The organism is Flavobacterium sp. Sd200 (genome assembly GCF_009826935.1).
Lineage (GTDB): Bacteria > Bacteroidota > Bacteroidia > Flavobacteriales > Flavobacteriaceae > Flavobacterium.
This window is the reverse complement of record NZ_WUMN01000003.1, coordinates 533,907-553,224: the sequence shown is the minus strand read 5'-3', so window position 1 is coordinate 553,224 and position 19,318 is coordinate 533,907. Positions and strand designations below refer to the sequence as shown.

At 40.9% G+C, this 19,318-nt stretch carries 16 protein-coding genes; 13 read left to right on the top strand and 3 right to left on the bottom strand.

Going from position 1 to position 19,318, the window contains the following annotated elements:
- Positions 1-66 precede the first annotated feature (66 nt).
- The 9 genes from GR160_RS11670 to GR160_RS11630 all read left to right on the top strand — a co-directional run bounded on the left by GR160_RS11670 (position 67) and on the right by GR160_RS11630 (position 5,730).
- Positions 67-690, top strand: coding sequence for a bifunctional nuclease family protein (locus GR160_RS11670; RefSeq protein WP_160750039.1), 624 nt, complete (start codon positions 67-69; stop codon positions 688-690).
- Between the two features lie 3 nt (positions 691-693).
- On the top strand, positions 694-1,290 hold the full coding sequence (locus GR160_RS11665; RefSeq protein ID WP_160750038.1) for a hypothetical protein: 597 nt from the start codon (positions 694-696) through the stop codon (positions 1,288-1,290).
- 153 nt (positions 1,291-1,443) lie between these two features.
- On the top strand, positions 1,444-2,268 hold the full coding sequence (locus GR160_RS11660; protein WP_160750037.1) for a thymidylate synthase: 825 nt from the start codon (positions 1,444-1,446) through the stop codon (positions 2,266-2,268).
- Between the two features lie 23 nt (positions 2,269-2,291).
- On the top strand, positions 2,292-3,080 hold the full coding sequence (locus GR160_RS11655; protein WP_160750036.1) for a hypothetical protein: 789 nt from the start codon (positions 2,292-2,294) through the stop codon (positions 3,078-3,080).
- Positions 3,081-3,117: 37 nt separating this feature from the next.
- The gene (locus tag GR160_RS11650) at positions 3,118-3,453 is read left to right on the top strand and encodes a 2TM domain-containing protein (RefSeq protein WP_160750035.1); all 336 of its coding nucleotides are present in this window, start codon (positions 3,118-3,120) and stop codon (positions 3,451-3,453) included.
- On the top strand, positions 3,454-3,945 hold the full coding sequence (locus GR160_RS11645; RefSeq protein WP_160750034.1) for a dihydrofolate reductase: 492 nt from the start codon (positions 3,454-3,456) through the stop codon (positions 3,943-3,945).
- 2 nt (positions 3,946-3,947) lie between these two features.
- Positions 3,948-4,205, top strand: a complete 258-nt coding sequence (locus tag GR160_RS11640) for a hypothetical protein (RefSeq protein ID WP_160750033.1) — start codon at positions 3,948-3,950, stop codon at positions 4,203-4,205.
- Between the two features lie 78 nt (positions 4,206-4,283).
- Positions 4,284-5,012: a bifunctional demethylmenaquinone methyltransferase/2-methoxy-6-polyprenyl-1,4-benzoquinol methylase UbiE gene (ubiE, locus tag GR160_RS11635; protein WP_160750032.1), complete on the top strand. Its 729-nt coding sequence runs from the start codon at positions 4,284-4,286 to the stop codon at positions 5,010-5,012.
- A gap of 1 nt (position 5,013) precedes the next feature.
- Positions 5,014-5,730 carry a porin family protein gene (locus GR160_RS11630; RefSeq protein WP_160750031.1) on the top strand — a complete coding sequence of 239 codons (717 nt, stop codon included), beginning with the start codon at positions 5,014-5,016 and terminating at the stop codon, positions 5,728-5,730.
- Between the two features lie 190 nt (positions 5,731-5,920).
- On the opposite strand, the gene GR160_RS11625 is transcribed toward GR160_RS11630, so the two are convergent.
- A complete protein-coding gene (locus tag GR160_RS11625) occupies positions 5,921-6,649 on the bottom strand; it encodes an RNA methyltransferase (protein ID WP_160750030.1) in 729 nt (242 codons plus the stop codon).
- A gap of 39 nt (positions 6,650-6,688) precedes the next feature.
- On the opposite strand from GR160_RS11625, the gene GR160_RS11620 reads away from it, so the two are divergent.
- The 4 genes from GR160_RS11620 to GR160_RS11605 all read left to right on the top strand — a co-directional run bounded on the left by GR160_RS11620 (position 6,689) and on the right by GR160_RS11605 (position 11,820).
- Positions 6,689-9,241: a BamA/TamA family outer membrane protein gene (locus tag GR160_RS11620; RefSeq protein WP_160750029.1), complete on the top strand. Its 2,553-nt coding sequence runs from the start codon at positions 6,689-6,691 to the stop codon at positions 9,239-9,241.
- Positions 9,242-9,288: 47 nt separating this feature from the next.
- Complete coding sequence (fbaA, locus tag GR160_RS11615) at positions 9,289-10,356, top strand: class II fructose-bisphosphate aldolase (protein ID WP_160750028.1); 1,068 nt, start codon at positions 9,289-9,291, stop codon at positions 10,354-10,356.
- A gap of 75 nt (positions 10,357-10,431) precedes the next feature.
- Entirely contained in the window at positions 10,432-11,286 is an 855-nt protein-coding gene (gene accD / locus GR160_RS11610) for an acetyl-CoA carboxylase, carboxyltransferase subunit beta (RefSeq protein ID WP_160750027.1), read from the top strand.
- 171 nt (positions 11,287-11,457) lie between these two features.
- Complete coding sequence (locus GR160_RS11605; RefSeq protein WP_160750026.1) at positions 11,458-11,820, top strand: hypothetical protein; 363 nt, start codon at positions 11,458-11,460, stop codon at positions 11,818-11,820.
- Positions 11,821-12,095: 275 nt separating this feature from the next.
- On the opposite strand, the gene GR160_RS11600 is transcribed toward GR160_RS11605, so the two are convergent.
- Both GR160_RS11600 and GR160_RS11595 read right to left on the bottom strand, forming a co-directional pair.
- A complete protein-coding gene (locus GR160_RS11600; RefSeq protein ID WP_160750025.1) occupies positions 12,096-17,543 on the bottom strand; it encodes a GEVED domain-containing protein in 5,448 nt (1,815 codons plus the stop codon).
- 467 nt (positions 17,544-18,010) lie between these two features.
- Positions 18,011-19,264, bottom strand: a complete 1,254-nt coding sequence (locus GR160_RS11595; RefSeq protein ID WP_160750100.1) for an ABC transporter permease — start codon at positions 19,262-19,264, stop codon at positions 18,011-18,013.
- Positions 19,265-19,318: the final 54 nt, after the last annotated feature.

The following is a 19,318-nucleotide window of genomic DNA, read 5'->3' as shown; positions in this document are numbered from 1 at the left end:
GCTATCGGCTAAAGGATAGTTATATCTTTGCCCGATAGCCTTTTTTTGTATTCAGTAAACACCAACATGAGCTTAGTAAAACTAAATATTAAGGGAATTTCGTACAGCCAGACACAAAACGGAGCGTATGCCCTTATACTTAATGAAGTAGATGGCGAACGAAAATTACCTATCGTTATAGGAGCCTTTGAAGCCCAATCTATTGCCATTGCATTAGAAAAAGAAATAAAACCGCCAAGGCCACTTACCCACGACCTTTTTAAAAATTTTGCCGACCGTTTTGATATTGTTGTAAAACAGGTAATTATTCATAAACTGGTAGACGGTGTGTTTTTTTCGAGCATTATCTGCGAGCGCGACCGTATTGAAGAAATTATAGATGCCCGCACCAGCGATGCCATTGCACTTGCACTGCGTTTTAATGCTCCTATTTTTACTTACAAAAACATACTTGACAAAGCAGGTATTTACCTAAAGATTAATCCTGAACAGGGCGAAGAAGGTATTGGCAGCGATGACGATGTACTTTCTGCACCGCAAACCTTTGGTGCCGAAGCGTCAGTATCGGGCGAAGGATATTCGCAATATAACCTACAGGAGTTGCACGAACAATTGGAAAATGCTGTACAGAACGAAGACTACGAAAAGGCCGCTAAAATTAGAGACGAAATATCTAAGAGGGAGAGTTAACAAATGAAATTTCCGATATTAGCCACTATCCTGCTGGCTATTTCACTTTTTACAGGCTGCTCTAAAAAACTGGCTCCGGATGTTGCCTATGCAATGCTCAAAAAGCGTGAAATTGTCAATCAGTCACAACTTGCCGAATTGGATCCTTCTGATATTATTATACCAGGAATAGAAAAAAAGTACAAACTTTCACTAACAGATTCAGTTTCGGTATTTGGAGGAAGCCTTAATATACTCTCTAATTTCAGATTGTTTTATTTAGATACAAGGCCAAACACTACCTACAGAATAACCGTCAAAGGTTATTGCAATTGTTTTGGTTTCACTAAACAAATTTTTCAGCCGGTTATACAAATATTCAACGGTTCTGAACCGTTAAGATGGGAGCCGAACAAAGGTAGCTACGACGCAACAGACAGACTGGTATTTTTTGAATCATACATCTTTAAAAATCAAGGCGACAATACCAGATTGGTTGTGTTTTCCAATAATCAGGATATTAACAAAATCGCATATACATTTGACATATTTTTCATTAAGACACACGTAAGAAATACAACAGGTGGAGATTTCAGTGTTTTGCTCGAAGAAGTAAAATAATATTTTATTGTCAATAACTTAAGTATAAAAACAGAACGCGTTTTGTTTATAATGCTTCGTTATTTTTTACCTTGCAAATACTTTTATTCATCCGGCTTTACCGGATTGTAAAGTGTATTTTCCAATCTTCAAATTACCCAATTTTCAAATTAAATGAAACAATACTTAGATCTTGTAAAGCATGTTTTAGAAACGGGAGCGCAAAAAGGCGACCGTACAGGCACGGGTACAAAAAGCGTTTTTGGCTACCAGATGCGTTTTGACCTGAGCGAGGGTTTCCCGCTGGTTACCACAAAAAAACTGCATTTAAAATCTATTATATATGAACTGTTGTGGTTTTTAAACGGCGACACCAACATTAAATACCTTAACGACAACGGTGTAAAAATATGGGATGAGTGGGCCGATGAAAACGGCAACCTTGGCCCTGTATATGGCGCACAATGGCGCAACTGGGACAACCGCGAAATTGACCAGATAACCGAGCTGATAGACACTCTTAAAAACAACCCTAACAGCCGCCGCATGCTGGTTAGCGCATGGAATCCGCGTGTGCTGCCGGATACATCACAGTCGTTTGCCGATAATGTGGCCGATGGTAAAGTAGCACTCCCTCCCTGCCATGCCTTTTTCCAGTTTTATGTGAGCGATGGCAAATTATCGTGCCAGTTATACCAGCGCAGTGCCGATATATTTTTAGGGGTTCCGTTTAACATAGCCTCTTATGCTCTGCTAACTATGATGATAGCGCAGGTGTGCGGCTATGCACCCGGCGATTTTATACACACCTTTGGCGATGCGCACATATACAACAACCACATGGAGCAGTTGGAACTGCAACTAAGCCGCGAGCCTAAGCCTCTGCCAAAAATGATACTGAACCCCGAGGTTAAAAGCATTTTTGACTTTAAATTTGAAGATTTTACCTTGGTAGACTACGACCCGCACCCGCATATTAAAGGGGCTGTGGCGGTTTAATTCTTTTACATACAAAATACCAAATGAAAAAAATATTTTGCTATCTGTTATTGTTAACAGGCGTATGCATGCATTCGCAAAACGTAAGCTATCTGCCTGAGTGTAAAAATGCTGAATTTCAAAAAAAATGCACACGTGATAAACTTGAAACCGAAATTCGCGGATTAATTACCGAAGACATGTTTGAGAGCATGAAAACTGCTGGCAAGCAGCATTTTGTTGTACAAACAATATTTATTGTTGACGGGAATGGTAAAGTTATCCCTACTGAAACCCGTTTTTTAAGCGATATTGAAGCATTAAAAGAGCTTGTTATAAAATATATCAATGATCTTCCTTCATTCATACCCAAAGATAAATCAGAAGAAGAACCACGCGATATTCATTTCGTTACCCTTGATTTTATTCTTGACGAAAATGAGCAGGGTTATCACATTGCAGAAAAAGGCGAATTACACAAAAAGCATATAAAGCCAAATTATATAAAGTATGACGAGTATCCGGTATATCCGGGTTGCGAGGGCTTGTATGACAGTGAGCAAAAATGCATGACCACTAATATGTATAAAAAAATAATCGACAAATTCCGTATCCCCCGAAATGCGCCATACGGACAGGTAAAAATGTTAGTTGAGTTTATAATAACTAAAAACGGAGAAATAGGGATTGGAAAAATTGCAGGCGGATCAGAAGATTTCCACAAAGAAATTAAACGTGTTTTCGGAAAATTACCAAAATTAAGCCCTGCTAAAATAAGTGGCATTCCATTAGATATATACTTTAATTTACCTGTAACCGTAAACGTAAATTAATTTATTTTCGCTATCTTTAATCCTCCAAATTAAGGATATGGAAAAAAATCAACACGAATTATTTGAATATGCACGTAAAAGGGTAAAGCAAAAAAAGCGCGTTTACCTGCATTTTATATTGTTTTTTGTGAGCAGTGTTTTCCTTTTTATCATTAATAAGATTTTAAAGATAGACGAGACCGACGACTGGTATCTTTGGGCTATAACTGCCTGGGGCTTTATATTTGTACTTCATTTTATAAAAGTGTTTGTTACCGAAAGTTTTATTAATAAAACCTGGGAGCGCGAACAGATAGAAAAACTGGTTGCACGCCAGGAACGCCGCATAGACCAACTCGAAAAGAAACTGCAAAAAGAAAATTCTGCATTATAAATGACCATTACCCTTATAGCTGCCGCAGCAGAGAACAATGCCCTTGGTAAAGACAACCAAATGATTTGGCACCTGCCCGACGATTTTAAACGCTTTAAGCAACTTACCACCGGCCACTACATTATTATGGGCCGCAAAACGCTGGAAAGCATGAACGGCCCACTGCCCAACCGCACCAATGTGGTTATTACGCGTCAGCAAGATTATACTTATGAGGGCTGTATAATTGTAAACAGCCTTGACAAAGCCCTTGCTACCTGCCCTCAAAACGAAGAAGTTTTTATTATAGGCGGTGGTGAAATATACAAACAAAGCATTGATAAAGCCAATAAGATTGAACTGACCCGCGTGCTTGGCATATCACCTGAAGCTGATGCTTACTTTCCTGAAATTGACCCTGCCGAATGGAAACTCACCGAAAGTGTTTTTCATGGCAAGGATGAAAAGCATAGTTTAGAGTTTGTGTTTGAGACGTGGGTGAGGAAGAGTTAAGTATGAGCACAGACCTACACAGCATCGAAGTAAAAGACAGAAAAAGTTTTGCTCGCTTTTTAGAACTTTTACACGAAGACCTAACGAAAAACCCTACCGAGTGGGAGAATATAAAACTTACCGATTTTCTTGAAGCAATGACGCGATATACAGAAGACATTCAGGGATATTATGACAATACCAATCAGGAAATTAACGCTGATGAAGCTTCATGGAAGGTTTTTGCAGACATTTTGATGGGATCAACGATTTATGAGTAAACTTTTGACAGCAAGAGATAACTATTATAACTCCCCATTAACAAAACTATTTTTATCTTTGCTGCGTAAATTACAGTAATGTCGCAAAACGTAACTCCCTATAAAGATTCTGCGCTGGGCAAAAAAGAGCAGGTAGCCCAAATGTTTGATACCATTAGCGGTAATTATGACGGCGTAAACCGCATAATGACCTTTGGCATCGATGTTAAGTGGCGCAAAAAAGTGCTTAAACTTGTTTCAGATAAAAATCCTGATACCATTCTTGATATTGCAACAGGCACGGGCGACCTTGCCATATTAATGTCGGCCACCAATGCAAAAGAGATCATCGGTGCCGATATAAGCGAGGGCATGATGGAAGTGGGTCGGAAAAAAGTGACCGAAAAAAACCTGAACAACCGCGTTAAGCTGGTGTATGGCGACAGCGAGAAACTTCCGTTTGAAGACAATTATTTCGATGCCATCACCGTAGCCTTTGGCATCCGCAATTTTGAAACGCTTGAAAAAGGCCTTGCCGAAATTTTGCGCGTACTAAAACCGGGCGGCATTTTTGTAATACTGGAAACATCAGTACCAACAAAATTCCCATTCAAGCAGGGCTATAAGCTGCACAGCTACCTGTTGCCTATCATCGGAAAACTGTTCAGTAAAGACAGTAGTGCCTATTCTTACCTAAGCGAATCGGCCTCAGTTTTTCCTTTTGGCGAGGCATTGAACAATATTTTGCGCAAAGTTGGGTTTATAGAGGTTAAAGATATGCCGCAAACCTTTGGTGCAGCCACCATATATTCGGCATCAAAACAATAAAATGAAGAAATTTCTTATTTACATACTTTTGCTTTCCGGCCTGTGCGCCCATGCACAGTTTGGAACTAACGTTTTTGGCAGGGATCCTATTACCAATCTCGAAAACTTTGACAAACAGCGTGTTCACTGGGGCTATTTTTTAGGCTTTAACAGCTACGATTTTAAAATAGACTATAAAACCAACCCGGATGTAGACATTCATGTAAAAAGTACTACCGGCTTTAATGTAGGACTCGTGGGCAACCTGCGCCTGTTTGAATATTTAGACCTTCGTTTTGAACCGGGACTGTATTACACCCAGCGCGACCTTACCTTTACAGGCCCTGGCCTTGTAGAGCTTTCAGACAGGTTTAGGGAAGTAAGATCTACTTACATACATTTCCCGTTGCTGCTAAAATTTTCGTCTAAAAGAACGGGCAACATACGCCCATATCTTGTAGGAGGTTTGTCGCGCACGTTAAACTTTGACAGTAACGAAAAAGTAACAGACGATAATATAACCGCTCAGGTGTTCAGGATGAAAACCTGGACCAATAACTGGGAAATTGGTGCGGGTATTGATATTTACTTCGAATACTTTAAATTCTCTCCATCAATACGTGGTGTTTTTGGCCTTGATGACGAACTTATTCGCGATAATGACCCTAACAGTTCTTACACAGGCAACGTAGCTGCCATGAAAACAAGGGGTGTTTTTGTAAATTTTACATTCCACTAAATACCTGTCACTTAAAAAAAGTATATTTTGTCTCGCAAAGACGCAGAGGCGCAAAGTTGTGTTGCGGACAAAAGGTTCTACAAGCGACGTAAGTCGCAAAGCTTTGCGACTTACGTCGCTTAAAACCTTCCAATTATATTTTCCCGCTTTGCGCCTCTGCGCCTTTGCGTGAAAAAACATTTGTTAGTTTTTAAGCATTACGCCTAAACTCGCTTAAAATAATCGCTGCTGCCGTAGCCACATTCAGGCTTTCGGTTTGCTGCAGGTCTCCAAAACGCGGTATAGCAATGCGCTGTGTTGAAAGCTTTTCAATTTCTGCCGAAATTCCGTTGGCCTCATTGCCCATAACTATAATTCCGCTTTCAGGCAGAATTTCTTTATAGATATTTTTACCATCCATAAAAGTGCCAAATACAGGCAGTGAAGTCTGGCTTAAATATTCCGCAAGGTCTGTATATACCACATTTACACGGGTCAGGGAACCCATAGTAGCCTGAACCACTTTTGGGTTATATACATCTACACACTGCACAGAACACACCAAATGGCTAATACCAAACCAGTCGCACAGCCTGATTATAGTCCCCAGGTTTCCCGGATCGCGAACATCGTCCAGGGCAACAATAAGTCCGCTGGCAGGCACAGGTTTTTCGTCGGGTATAGAAAATAACGCAAGGCAGGTTTGTGGTGTGGTAAGCGCGCTTATTTTTTTTAATTCATCGGCACTAATATGGGTAACTTTACCGGATGGTACATTTTTAAAAACATCTTCGGTAGTAAACAAATGTTCTAATTCAAGGCTCGAAGAAAGCAGCTCCCCTACTACTTTTATACCCTCGGCAAAAAACATTTTGTGCTCTTTCCTGTATTTTTTTTGCTGTAAGCCCGTTATTGTTTTTATTTGGTTTTTGCTAACCATAAAAAATGTATTTTTGAATTTATATTTGGCAGTACCGTTTTGAGAAATAAAACAACAAAAATAGTATTATTTATACTATCGTTCCTGGTTTTATATTCCTGTTCTCTTGTAAAAAGGGTTCCGGATGGTAAATACCTTTTAGAGAAAAACGAAATTACCGTAAACGGGAAAGAAAAAAACGACGACGATCTTAAGGCACAAATGTACCAATTGCCCAATACCGATATTTTGGGTTACCACCTGCGCCTGCACATGTACAACCTTGCCAAACCCAATGCCGACTCTTCTTATCTTGACTGGTTAGACCGCAAACCCGGCAGGCACGAGTTCTTAACCGGGCTGTTGTCCGAAAAACAGGTGCGTCGTCTTGGCAATTCATTTTTAGTATCGGGGCTTAGCAATTTTTATAAAAAAACAGGAGAACCACCTGTTTTAGTAGACGTTAACCGTATAAAAAAATCGAGTGCACGTTTGTATGCCTACCATTATAAAAAAGGATATTTTAGGGTAAAAACCGATTACAGTATAGACACCCTGCCCGATAAACGTGCTGTGGTAAACTATAAAATAGACACCGATAAACCCTATATTGTAGATTCTATTACCCCCTACATAGAAACGCCTGTACTTGACAGCCTTTATAAAACCACGACTAAAGAAGCGGTAATAAAAAGAGGAAAGCAGTATGACGAAGCCGACTTTACTGCCGAAAGAGAACGCATTACAGCATCGTTCAGAGATCATGGTGCGTATTATTTTCAGCAAAACAATATAAGCTATGTTTTAGACACTGTTAATACAGGCTATAAAGCCAATGTAGACCTTAATATTGAAAACGAAACGGTTCGTCGTGGCGATTCAACCTTTACACGCCCGTTTAAGCTCTACAAAATAAGCCGTGTAAATATCTTTACCAAGAACCCAAGCAGTGATAGCCAGGCCATAGACAGTACTACTTATAAAGATTTCCATGTATACAGCACGGGCGAGCTAAACTACAGGCCCAAAGCCATTACCGATGCTATTTTTATTGCCCCGGGAAGCACCTATGCCGATTTCAGGCGTGTGCTAACATCCCGATACCTTAGTAACTTAAAAGTTTTTAACTACCCCACCATACAGTATGTAGAAGATACTACCGATGTTACACGCTCATCGCTCATTACAAACATTTACCTTAATCCACGCAAAAAATTCCACTTTTTTGTTACGGCCGACTTTAACCATTCCAACATTCAGGACTTTGGTATACAAGGCAGTATGGGTTTATCAATACGAAATATTTTTAGGGGTGCCGAGATACTTGAGCTTTCTACAAGGGGCAATATAGGCTCCAGCCGTGACCTTAATATACAGGACCGCACCTTTTTCAACATCCTTGAATATGGTGCCGATGTAAAGCTTAACATACCCAGGATATGGTTCCCGTTCAGGACAGAGAGTATAATCCCTAAGCGGATGATCCCGTCGACCATAGTAAGTTTTGGTATCGCCAGCCAAAAGAACATTGGACTCGACAAAGAGAATTTTACAGGTATCCTGAGCTATAACTGGACGCCCAGACGAAACAAGACCGCAAAGCTCGATCTGTTCAACATCCAATACATCCGAAATGTAAATGCCGGTGCATATTTTAATGTATATAAATCATCTTACAGGGCACTTAACAATATTGCAAGATCGTATCCTGACTTGCCATTAGGATATTTTGACGAATCTGGCAATCTGCCAGTAAATTCGGTCTTCCCTTTTGTAGACGATGTACTTAACAACCGTACCGGAGTAGACATTTCTGAAACTGATTATAATAATGTTCGCAGGCTCGAAGAACGTAGGGTAAGGCTAACAGAGAACAACCTTATTTTTGCCTCTAACTTTACCTATACCACCAGCACACGGGAAAACATAAACGACAACGGATTTTTTATTTTTAAGACCAAAGTAGAAAGTGCCGGTAATGTATTGTCATTATTATCAGGCCTCTTAAATGAAAACGACGGTGTACCAACAGGCGAAAAAACCATTTTCGATGTTAAGTATGCCCAATACATAAAAGGCGAGCTTGATTTTATTAAACACTTTGACCTTAGGCGTGGCAAAGTATTGGCTATGCGTGCCTTTTTTGGACTTGCCGTGCCTTATGGAAATGCAAGTTCTATTCCCTTTACAAGAAGCTACTTTGGTGGAGGAAGTAACGATAACCGTGGATGGCAGTCTTACCGTTTAGGACCAGGGCGCAGCGGCGGATTGAACGACTTTAACGAAGCCAACTTAAAAATGTCCTACAGCGCCGAGCTGCGTTTTAATATGTTTGGAAAATTAAACGGTGCCCTTTTTGCCGATGTGGGTAATATCTGGAACGTTTTTGACGACGAAGATGATAAAGACCTTACCTTTAACGGCCTTAAATCTTTTGAAGACCTTGCTTTGGGCACGGGTGTGGGCTTTAGGTATGACTTTAACTTTTTTGTAATACGCTTAGACGTTGGTTTTAAAACCTATAACCCGGGTCTGCCTGAAGGTACAAGATGGTTTAGGGAATACAATTTTGCCAACTCGGTTTTAAATGTTGGTATAAATTATCCGTTCTAAAATTAAAAATAGTATTTTTGTGAATAAATCTTTAAAAACAATAACTAATGGCTCACAATATTAAACCCGGTGTAGCTACCGGAGACCAGGTACAGGAAATATTTAAATATGCCAAAGAAAAAGGCTTTGCCCTTCCGGCAGTAAACGTTACCGGCAGCAACACTATAAATGGTGTTCTTGAAACTGCTGCTAAACTTAAAGCTCCGGTAATCATACAGTTCTCTAACGGAGGCGCAATATTTAATGCAGGTAAAGCCCTTAGCAATGAGGGTCAGCAAGCTGCCATACTTGGTGCAATTGCAGGAGCAAAACACATACATACACTTGCAGAAGCTTATGGAGCTACTGTAATATTACATACAGACCACTGTGCTAAAAACCTTTTACCTTGGGTAGACGGCCTTCTTGATGCCAGCGAAAAGCACTTTGCCGAAACAGGTAAATCGTTATTCAGCTCTCACATGCTTGACCTTAGCGAAGAGCCTCTTGAAGAGAACATCGAGATCTCTAAAAAATACCTTGAAAGGATGAGCAAAATGGGCATGACCCTTGAAATTGAGCTTGGTATTACAGGTGGTGAGGAAGACGGTGTTGATAACAGCCACGTAGACAGCTCTAAACTTTATACTCAGCCGGAAGAAGTAGGCCATGTATATGAAGAGCTTAGTAAAATATCTGATAAATTTACTGTAGCTGCTGCATTTGGTAACGTGCACGGCGTGTATAAACCGGGTAATGTAAAACTAACTCCAAAGATACTTAAAAACTCTCAGGAGTATGTAGAGCAAAAATTCGGTACAGGCCCTAACCCTGTTGATTTTGTTTTCCACGGCGGTTCTGGTTCTACACTTGAAGAAATAAGGGAAGCTATTTCTTATGGTGTTATCAAAATGAACATTGATACCGATTTGCAATTTGCATTTACAGAAGGTATTCGTGATTATATGACAAGCAAAATAGACTATCTTAAAACACAGATAGGCAACCCTGAAGGTCCGGAATCTCCAAACAAAAAACACTATGACCCACGCAAATGGGTTCGCGAAGGAGAAGTTACCTTTAACAAAAGGCTTGAGCAGGCATTTGCCGATCTTAATAACGTAAATACATTATAGTTTTCTGTTGTCGGTTGTTCGTTGTTGGTTTTTCCGACAACCAACAACCGATAACTATTTTTAATCTGAATATATATGGCCTGGTTTAAAAGAACAGAAAAAGGAATACAAACACCAACCGAAGATAAAAGAGATGTACCAAAAGGTTTATGGTACAAATCGCCAACCGGTAAAATTGTAGATGCAGAGGAACTTGCCAGAAATTTTTATGTAAGCCCCGAAGACGGATATCATGTAAGGATAGGCAGCAAAGAATATTTTAATATTCTTTTTGACGACAATGAGTTTACAGAATTAAACCCTAACATTACCAGTAAAGACAGCCTTAAGTTTGTTGATACCAAAAAATATGGCGACCGCCTTAAGGACGCCATGGAAAAAACAAAACTTAAAGATGCTGTTCGCACGGCTGTCGGTAAATCTAAAGGTAAAGATCTTGTAGTTGCCTGTATGGATTTTGCCTTTATTGGAGGATCTATGGGTGCTGTGGTGGGCGAAAAAATTGCCCGTGCCATAGACCACTCTATCAAAAACAATATTCCATTCCTGATGATCTCTAAATCAGGTGGCGCCAGGATGATGGAGGCTGCTTACTCGCTTATGCAGCTTGCCAAAACATCGGCTAAACTTGCGCAGCTTGCCGAGGCAGGAATACCATACATTTCGTTGAGCACCGACCCTACAACGGGCGGTACAACAGCATCTTATGCAATGCTAGGCGACGTAAATATCTCTGAACCGGGAGCTTTGATAGGTTTTGCAGGCCCAAGGGTTGTAAAAGACACTACAGGAAAAGACCTTCCGGAAGGTTTCCAAACTGCTGAGTTCTTATTAGAGCATGGTTTCCTTGACTTCATTACACCGCGTAAAGAACTTAAAGACAAAGTAAACCTTTATTTGGATTTGATATTAAATCAACCTATACGATAAAATAAAAATCCCGACCTTTTGTAAGTGTCGGGATTTTTTATTGACCAAAAACCCTATGACATCTTGGTGCTAAAATCATATAACGTCAAAGTAAGATTATTTTTTATCAGTCTAATATTTATTTGCAGATATTCATGTAAACAGGAAGATAATAATTCCACACCCGAGACAGTGTTAACTAAAAAATTAGACCCAAATACTGAAATAAAAAATAATCTGGAAAGTTTGAGAAATGGTATGATTGAGTACATAAAATTTAGCTCAGCAAAATACACTCAGAAAGATGTCGAAAAATGCATCATCTTAATTGAAAATTTCTTAGATAATATAGCTAAATCAGAAAACAAAAAGAAGGGTATGGAACTGGTTAAAACTCTTATCATACAACTGAATGACCTTAATCAGAAATGTGAAGGGACTCTGATTGAAACCGAACAGAGGGAAGAAATCAGTACAATTATTATTTTAGCCGGACATCTTAAAGGTTACAATTCGAAAGATGAAGATATAACTTACAAAATGAGAAAATGGTAAGTTTGAAATTCAGCTACTTTTTTAAAACAAAAAAACTGGAGTTCCAACAATTTAAAGATAAAGTAAACCTTTATCTGGATCTGATACTAAATCAGCCTATACGATAATTTAATATCTCCTGATATTATTACAAAAGCAGCCCCAATCCGGCTGCTTTTTTTTATGAATTGCCTGGTTGAATCCTCATATTGAATATCAAGACCCTATAAAAACAAAATCCCCACGCGCTGCGTGGGGATTTAAGTTTTGGGTGCTTGTTTAAAGCAACCGGGGGATTAGAAAATTATGCGTTTGCTGACTTTTCCTTTTACAGTGTCAACCTCTACAATAAGCACCTGCTGTTCTACCTGTAGGCTACTTACAACTGTCTCTGTTGCATTGATGCCTGACCTGGTATATAGCTGACGCCCACGTATGTCGTAGATCGTTACACTCTTCATTGTAGCTGAGCCTGTGTTGATGGCTATGCCATTGCCTTGCTTGAATACCATAACACTGTTGGCATTTAAGCTATGGTCGTCATCTCCCAATGATGGGCTGGCTGCATATACCACCTCAAACCTGCCGTTAAACGTACCGGCCTCGCTGGTAAAGGTGTAAGCCTCTTCAAGGCTGGTTACTGTACCCAGAAGGTTGTCTTTTAGGTAGATCTCCTGGCCTTCGTCAAACAGGCCGTCTTTGCGGTCTATAGCAATAGTGTACTGGCCTGCTGCCAAGGCTGTAAAGCCCATAGGAACAACATCGGTTGCTGTAAACGAACTCCTTGCCTGTATGCTAAGGTTCGTAGCTTCAGCTACAGAGTATAAGGCTACCCTGCCGCCATCGTTCAGCATCTTACCGTCATAACCATAGTCTAAGCCCATAGTGGTGTTTTCGCTGTAGGCAACAAGTGCCTGGCTAAAGCCTCCCTGGGTATCGGTAAGGTTTAACCAGTAGCGTGACATGACAGGGGCTCCGGTCCTGAAGAATGACTGCTGACCATTGGTTGGTGCTGACCTCCTCATGCTGTTGGTAAAGGTAATATGCGTAGCTGTTGGCGCTGATTTGGTTTGAACAAAGAAGCCCTGACCCTGCGATATGATCCAGCCTAAGTTATAATCCTGGCCACTGTTAGGATAGAAGCCTGACTGTCCCTGTCCTCCTGTACCGTCTGCCGACTGGCTTTGGTTGGCTGTAAAGCCTGTAAGGTTCAATGAGGCATAAGACGAAGTAGCCGAGTTGTTCTTCTTCCTCCAGAAGTATAGCGATGAGGTAGCGTCTATAACACCACTGTTGCCGTTAAAGAAGTCTACAACGCTTATTGGCGATGGGTAAGGATTACCTACTGCGGTGTAGCGGTCGCCTGCCGTAGAGGCAAGGATGCTTACATTACCGTTGTTCGGTGTACCCACAAAGCTTCCTATGTAGCTGTATGAGGTGCTGCCTGCATTATAACCCGGAACCGAAAGGTTGCCGTTTGGCATACGGATAAGGTAGCCCTTAGCCGCTGTAAAGGTAGTGGTTGGAGGAACGATCAGATATTGCTCCACTCCTGCATCAATACCATACTCATAGAAACGGCCTACCGTGGTTTGTGGTGAGAACTCTCCAAGGGTTTGTGTGCCGCTTACAGGTGAAGACCACAAAATATAGTCTAACCTGAATAATGGGTTGCTGTTTTTAACTACAATAATTTCACCGTTATTATTATTTACAGTAGCAGAGGCTCCCTGTATAAGTGCCCCGTTATTTTGAACCGTTACAGCACCATTAGTTATTAAAATATTATCTACGCTGAGCGTAGCACCGGAGTTAACAGTTAAAGAAGCTCCAGTACTAACTGTAAGATTGTGTACTGTTGCTATTGTACCTGCTGCAATAACAGGAGCATTGGCAACGTTGGCAATAGTTACATTGCTTGTAGCTGTTGGTACTAAACCGCCACACCAGTTGCCTGGGGTAGCCCAGGCTGTACTTGTAGCACCTGTCCAGGTATAGCACGGAGCTAAAACGGTAAATGTATAATCTTCAGTTTCGCCTGTTTCGGCAACACCACATGCAGATGGGTTTTGCTCCCAGTAATTAGAGCGTAACCTAAGCCTATGGTTACCCACAGCTGCCGTTGCCGGAACCGTAAAACTTCCTGTTGGACTCGACACATATCCGGCAGATGCATAAACCCTTTCTGAATCAGAGAAAAAGTAATCATCATTCCAGTCTATCCAGATATTTACACCATAAGTATTTGCCGTATTGAAGGTAGTAACAGCAAAATTAGTTACTGCACCCTGATAATTACTGGCACTTTGAGCTGTAAAGTTTCCATATCCTCCGGCAGAATAGCCGTTACCTGTATTGGTTATATTTGCAACACCTCCCGTAGTAGAAAAAGCAGTAATGCGATAGGCATTGCCACCTGTTGAAGAAGCCGCACAATACCCCGTATAGAACGATGCCTGCGCCCATGCACTGAAATCGCCACTACCGCAATCTGTCCTTACGTATAGGTAATAATTGGTATTTAATGCAACTGTAGATACAAACGAAGTTGTTGCAGTAGATGTTCCGCTACCCGTAGGTGTACCTGCCGTTGTGCTGAGCACATATTCGTAGCCTGCAGGTGTGGTGCCCTGTGCAGGTGCCGTCCAGCTAAAAGTACCCGTAGTACCCGAGAATAATGCACTCAGTGCAGTAGGAGCATAACAGGTAGGCTCGCTAACTACTGCAAAAGTATAATCCTCACCTTCGCCAAACATATCCCCAAAGTCATTGTAAATAGAACACGAATTCGGTATAGCTTCAAGATAATCTGCCAGTATCCTCATTCTGTAATTACCTATTGGTGTTCCGACCGGTACGTTTATTATTCCGCTAAAAGAACTTTCATAATCGTCTGATATAAATATTTGCTCTCCTGCGTCATTAAAATCATAATCGTTGTTCCAGTCTATCCAAACGCCAAAACCAAAAGTATCAGAAGCCGAAGCACCAAACGAAGTTGTAAAATTGACTGCACCACCCGCAGCCTGACTTATTACCTGAGAGGTATAGTTACCATATCCATTAACAGAATAAGCAGTTGCATTTGCAACGTTAGTTAAGCCTCCTGTAGTTGTAAAATTAGCAATGTAATAATCAGCATCGTTAGATGACGGTGTGCAGTAGCCCGTGTAAAAAGAAGCCGATGCCCATGTACTGTAATCTCCGCTACCACAATTAGAACGCACATATAAATAATATGTAGTATTAAGGGTAACCGTATCAGAGAAGGATGTAGTGCTTACAGCTGTGCCACTGCCTGTAGGAGTAGCATCTGTAGTACTTAAAACATATTCATAACCTACAGGCGCTGTTCCAAGCGATGGGGCAGCCCAGCTAAAAGCCCCGGTAGTACCAGAGAAAGACGCCGCCAATGCAGTAGGTACATAGCACGAAGGAGGTGTAACCACAGCAATGGTATAGTCTTCGGCCTCACCCCAAAGATCGCCAAAATCGTTATAAAAGCTACAGGCACTGTCTGGCGAGCCATCCCAATAATCTGCAAGTACGCGCACCCTATAGTTTCCAAGAGGCGTTCCGGCAGGAATAGTTATTGCTCCACTAAAGGCAGTGCCATAGGTTGACGAAACAAAAACCTGTTCGCCCGAATCGTTAAAATCAAGGTCGTTATTCCAGTCAACCCAAATTGCAAAACCAAGGGTTTCACCAGACGGCCCGAAAGATGCCGAATAGTTTACACTATCACCCGCAACCTGACTGATTACCTGAGAGGTATAATTGCCATAGCCCCCTGCCGAAGCCGTCGTAGTGTTTGCAACGTTTGTTATGCCACCTGTTGTAGTAAAATTAGCAATATAAGCAGATGTATCATTAGCTGAAGGGATACAGTATCCGTTGTAAAAAGAATAAGCAGCCCATTCGCTGTAACCATCTGTAACGCCGCAATTAGTCCTAACCCACACATAATAAGTCTGGTTAGGCGCAAGCCCGGTTACAGAAGCACTTAAAGACGTTGTTGTGTTCGTAGTAGCACCCGACACATCATTTGTTGTAGAATATGCATATTGGTAGGACACAGCCGATGAACTTGCAGAAGCTGTCCACGAAATCGTAGCCGAAGTAGCAGAGTTAGATGTTACTGTGAGCCCTGTTGGCACAAAACATGTTGGCGGAGGCGTTACATTTACAGTATAATCTTCATAACTACCATAAGTACCTACATAGCAAGGTACCAATGCACCATATTCAGGGTCGTCATGAGAGCCTATCCTTAGCCTGTGATTGCCTAAAGATGCAGTAAGCGGAACTGTAAAAGTCCCTGATAAAGTTGAAGGAACAGCCTCAGTAGATATACCGCTAAATACTTCTTCCCCTGCATCATTAAAATCATAGTCGTTATTCCAGTCTATCCATATTTTAGTATTGTAATCCAATCCATCAGTAGAAAAAGTCAGGCTAAAAGGCTGTGCAACCCCCTGACCTATATTAACTACCTGAGCGCTGTAATCGCCATAGTTGCCTGTTTCGGCTCCGGTAGTATTGTTTATTGTTCCAATGGTAACATTGGTCAATCCTGAGCCATCTACGCTTGCAGGGGCAGGTGTGCAGTAGCCCGCATAAAAAGAATAACTCGTCCATGAACTGTACGTTCCTGAACAATCAGATCGTACCCACACATAGTTTGTAGCATTTGGTGTTATTGTAACCCCCGATACAGATGTAGCCGTTACAACAGTGCCCGACGACGGAGCCGTAGACGATGTTGTTACCGCATACTGATAGCCCGTTGGAGAACCTACGGTTGGTGCAGACCAACTGATGTTTGCTGATGTTGACGATGTTATTGCCGCTGTTGTGCCAATGACAGGCCCACAAGACGGAATAGGCTCATAAGAAACAATTAACCTATAACTATTATTAACAACAAAAGCATAAGTACTATTGCAGCTATTCGCATTGCCACCCCAGGTGCGCCATGATCTTAGTTGTATATCTACGTTTCCGGTAGCATAATTAGCGAAGGTTATATTCCTCTCATAATTATATGTACCAGGTGCATCTCCTACACCTTGCGTTACGGTAGATTCTCCGGCAGATAAAGTGGGAGAATACAGTAGTGAACGCTGCTCCTCTACATAAGCATTTTGGGCATTTACCGATGTCATGCTGTAGTAAGCCTTGATACCTGATATCCAGTATCCGGCGGGTACGTTGGCCGTTAATGTTACTGGGCATAATGTTGCTGTAGATGCTGTTGGCTCTGTAGCCGTATAAAGAGTACCCGCGTTACCACCGGAGTAAGTAAGCAATTGCCCATTAGCTCCTGTAACACAAACAGTACCCGTCATATTATTAGAACCGCTGTTATTGGTTCTCATGAGCCTTAAATAATAAGTTGTAGAAGGCAATACTGCCGTTACTAATGTTGCATTTGCAGTGCCCGGTATTGTACATGCTACAGATGTGCCGCTGCAGCTACCGCTATAAATAGCCAACCCCAATACACGATTACTTGTAGCAGTAATGGTTACAATATTTTGTGTTGCCGATGTTGTAAATTTATACCATCCGTCTCTGTATGATGTACCTGTACATGTGGGTGCAGGGCCACTATCTGTAAATGTCGAAGTAACATTATAATTAGTAGTTGTACAACTGGTACCTACGGTGAGGGTTGGAGCACTTGCACAGGAATCTGTTTGGGCAAATGCACTGTTAAAGAGCGTAATGAATAACACTGCCATAAAATATGGCTGTTTAGCAAATTTAAAAAACGGGTTGGGCGGCAGATTTTTAGCATAGCCATAACACCGCAAGTGCCTTATTGTGGATAAGGCCAGAAGATAATTATCTGTCATAGCAAAGTGGTTTTATGTTTTTAAAGTTAAAAATTTTAATATACTATTAAATCAATGTTAATTTAATTAGCATATTATCATAAACACCATTTTACAAATTGTTATTTATCAATACAATTTAACATAAATATGTGTTTTTTAACAAACTGCTCAAAAAACCACCTTATATGCACGCATTGTTTTTTAACTTTTATACATAAAATCTCGTTAAAAAAAAGTTAAAAAAGTCAATTTCATCGACAATAAGTTTAAAATAATCGACAAAACACCTTTTTAAATGTTAAATAAAAGAATTTGATATTTTGTTTTAAGAAAATAATTAGGGATAGTATAGATATTAAGACAAGGAATTTTTACATTCCGCTCCTTATAGCCTCTACCGGATCGAGCTTTGCCGCAGAAATGGCAGGAAGTATACCCGATAGTAATCCAATTATTGCCGAAAGACCTGTACCAAGCAAAACATTGGCCGGGCTTAGTATAAATTCAAAATCGAGTATGCCGGAGGCAATAGTAGCACAGCCCCACACCATAATAAGCCCCACTACCCCACCAACCAGCGAAAGCAGTACAGCCTCAAACAGAAACTGCATGAGAATAAAACGGTTCTTTGCCCCTAACGATTTTTGAATTCCTATAATATTGGTACGTTCTTTTACCGAAACAAACATAATGTTGGCAATACCGAAGCCCCCCACCAGTAAAGAGAAACCGCTGATTACCCATCCAGCCACATTCATTACTCCCACAATATTATCTATAACCTCTGTAAAAGACGATAATATATCGATCATAAAATTACTTATCTCTCCCTGCTTTATCCCTCTGTAGGCACGGAGCTTTTGAGTAATCTGGGCTTTAGCCTCTTCGGGGTCGGCACCGCTAAGAGGTTTTATAATTATAATAGGAGTCATAAAACTGTTATGATCGCCATACATGCGGCGCAAAAAGTTTACAGGAAGCATTACCGATGTATCGTTACTGGGCATGCCCATAGAGGCCGACCCCTGTTTTTTAAGCACACCAATAACCGTAAATCGCTGCCCGTATATGCGCACCTTTTTTTCGAGGGCATTAGTACTGCCAAAAAGCGTTTGTGCAATTTCATAACCAAGCACCACAACGGCACTGCCCGAGTTCGATTCTGATTCATTATAAAAACGACCGTACTCTATATCTACCGACTGAATATCTAAAAATTCAAAAGATACCGGAATTACATTTACGCCCGTTGCCGATTTGTCTTCATACCTAATGATCTCGGATTTCGTGAACATCTGGAAAGCCATGGTTTGCACTGTAGGCACCGAACTTTTCAGGTATTGATATTCGTCGTAAGTAACGTTAGGGAATTGTTGCACTTTCCATCGCGGAACATCGGTCGGGCCAAACGAAAACCTTTTAAGATACATGGTGTTTTTATCTACCTTATTAAGATCCTGTTTAATTTTATGATCGAGAGAATCTACCGCTGCAAGCACTGCTATAATCGAAAAAATACCAATAGTAACCCCAAGCAGCGACAAAAACGTTCGCAGCTTGTTATTGGTAAGGGCATTCATGGCAAAAGCAAAGCTTTCTTTTAGCAGTCGAAGGTAAAGCAGCATGGCAAAAAATGTATTGACTCCTGTAAAATTGAGCATTTTTTTAAAACCCTGAAA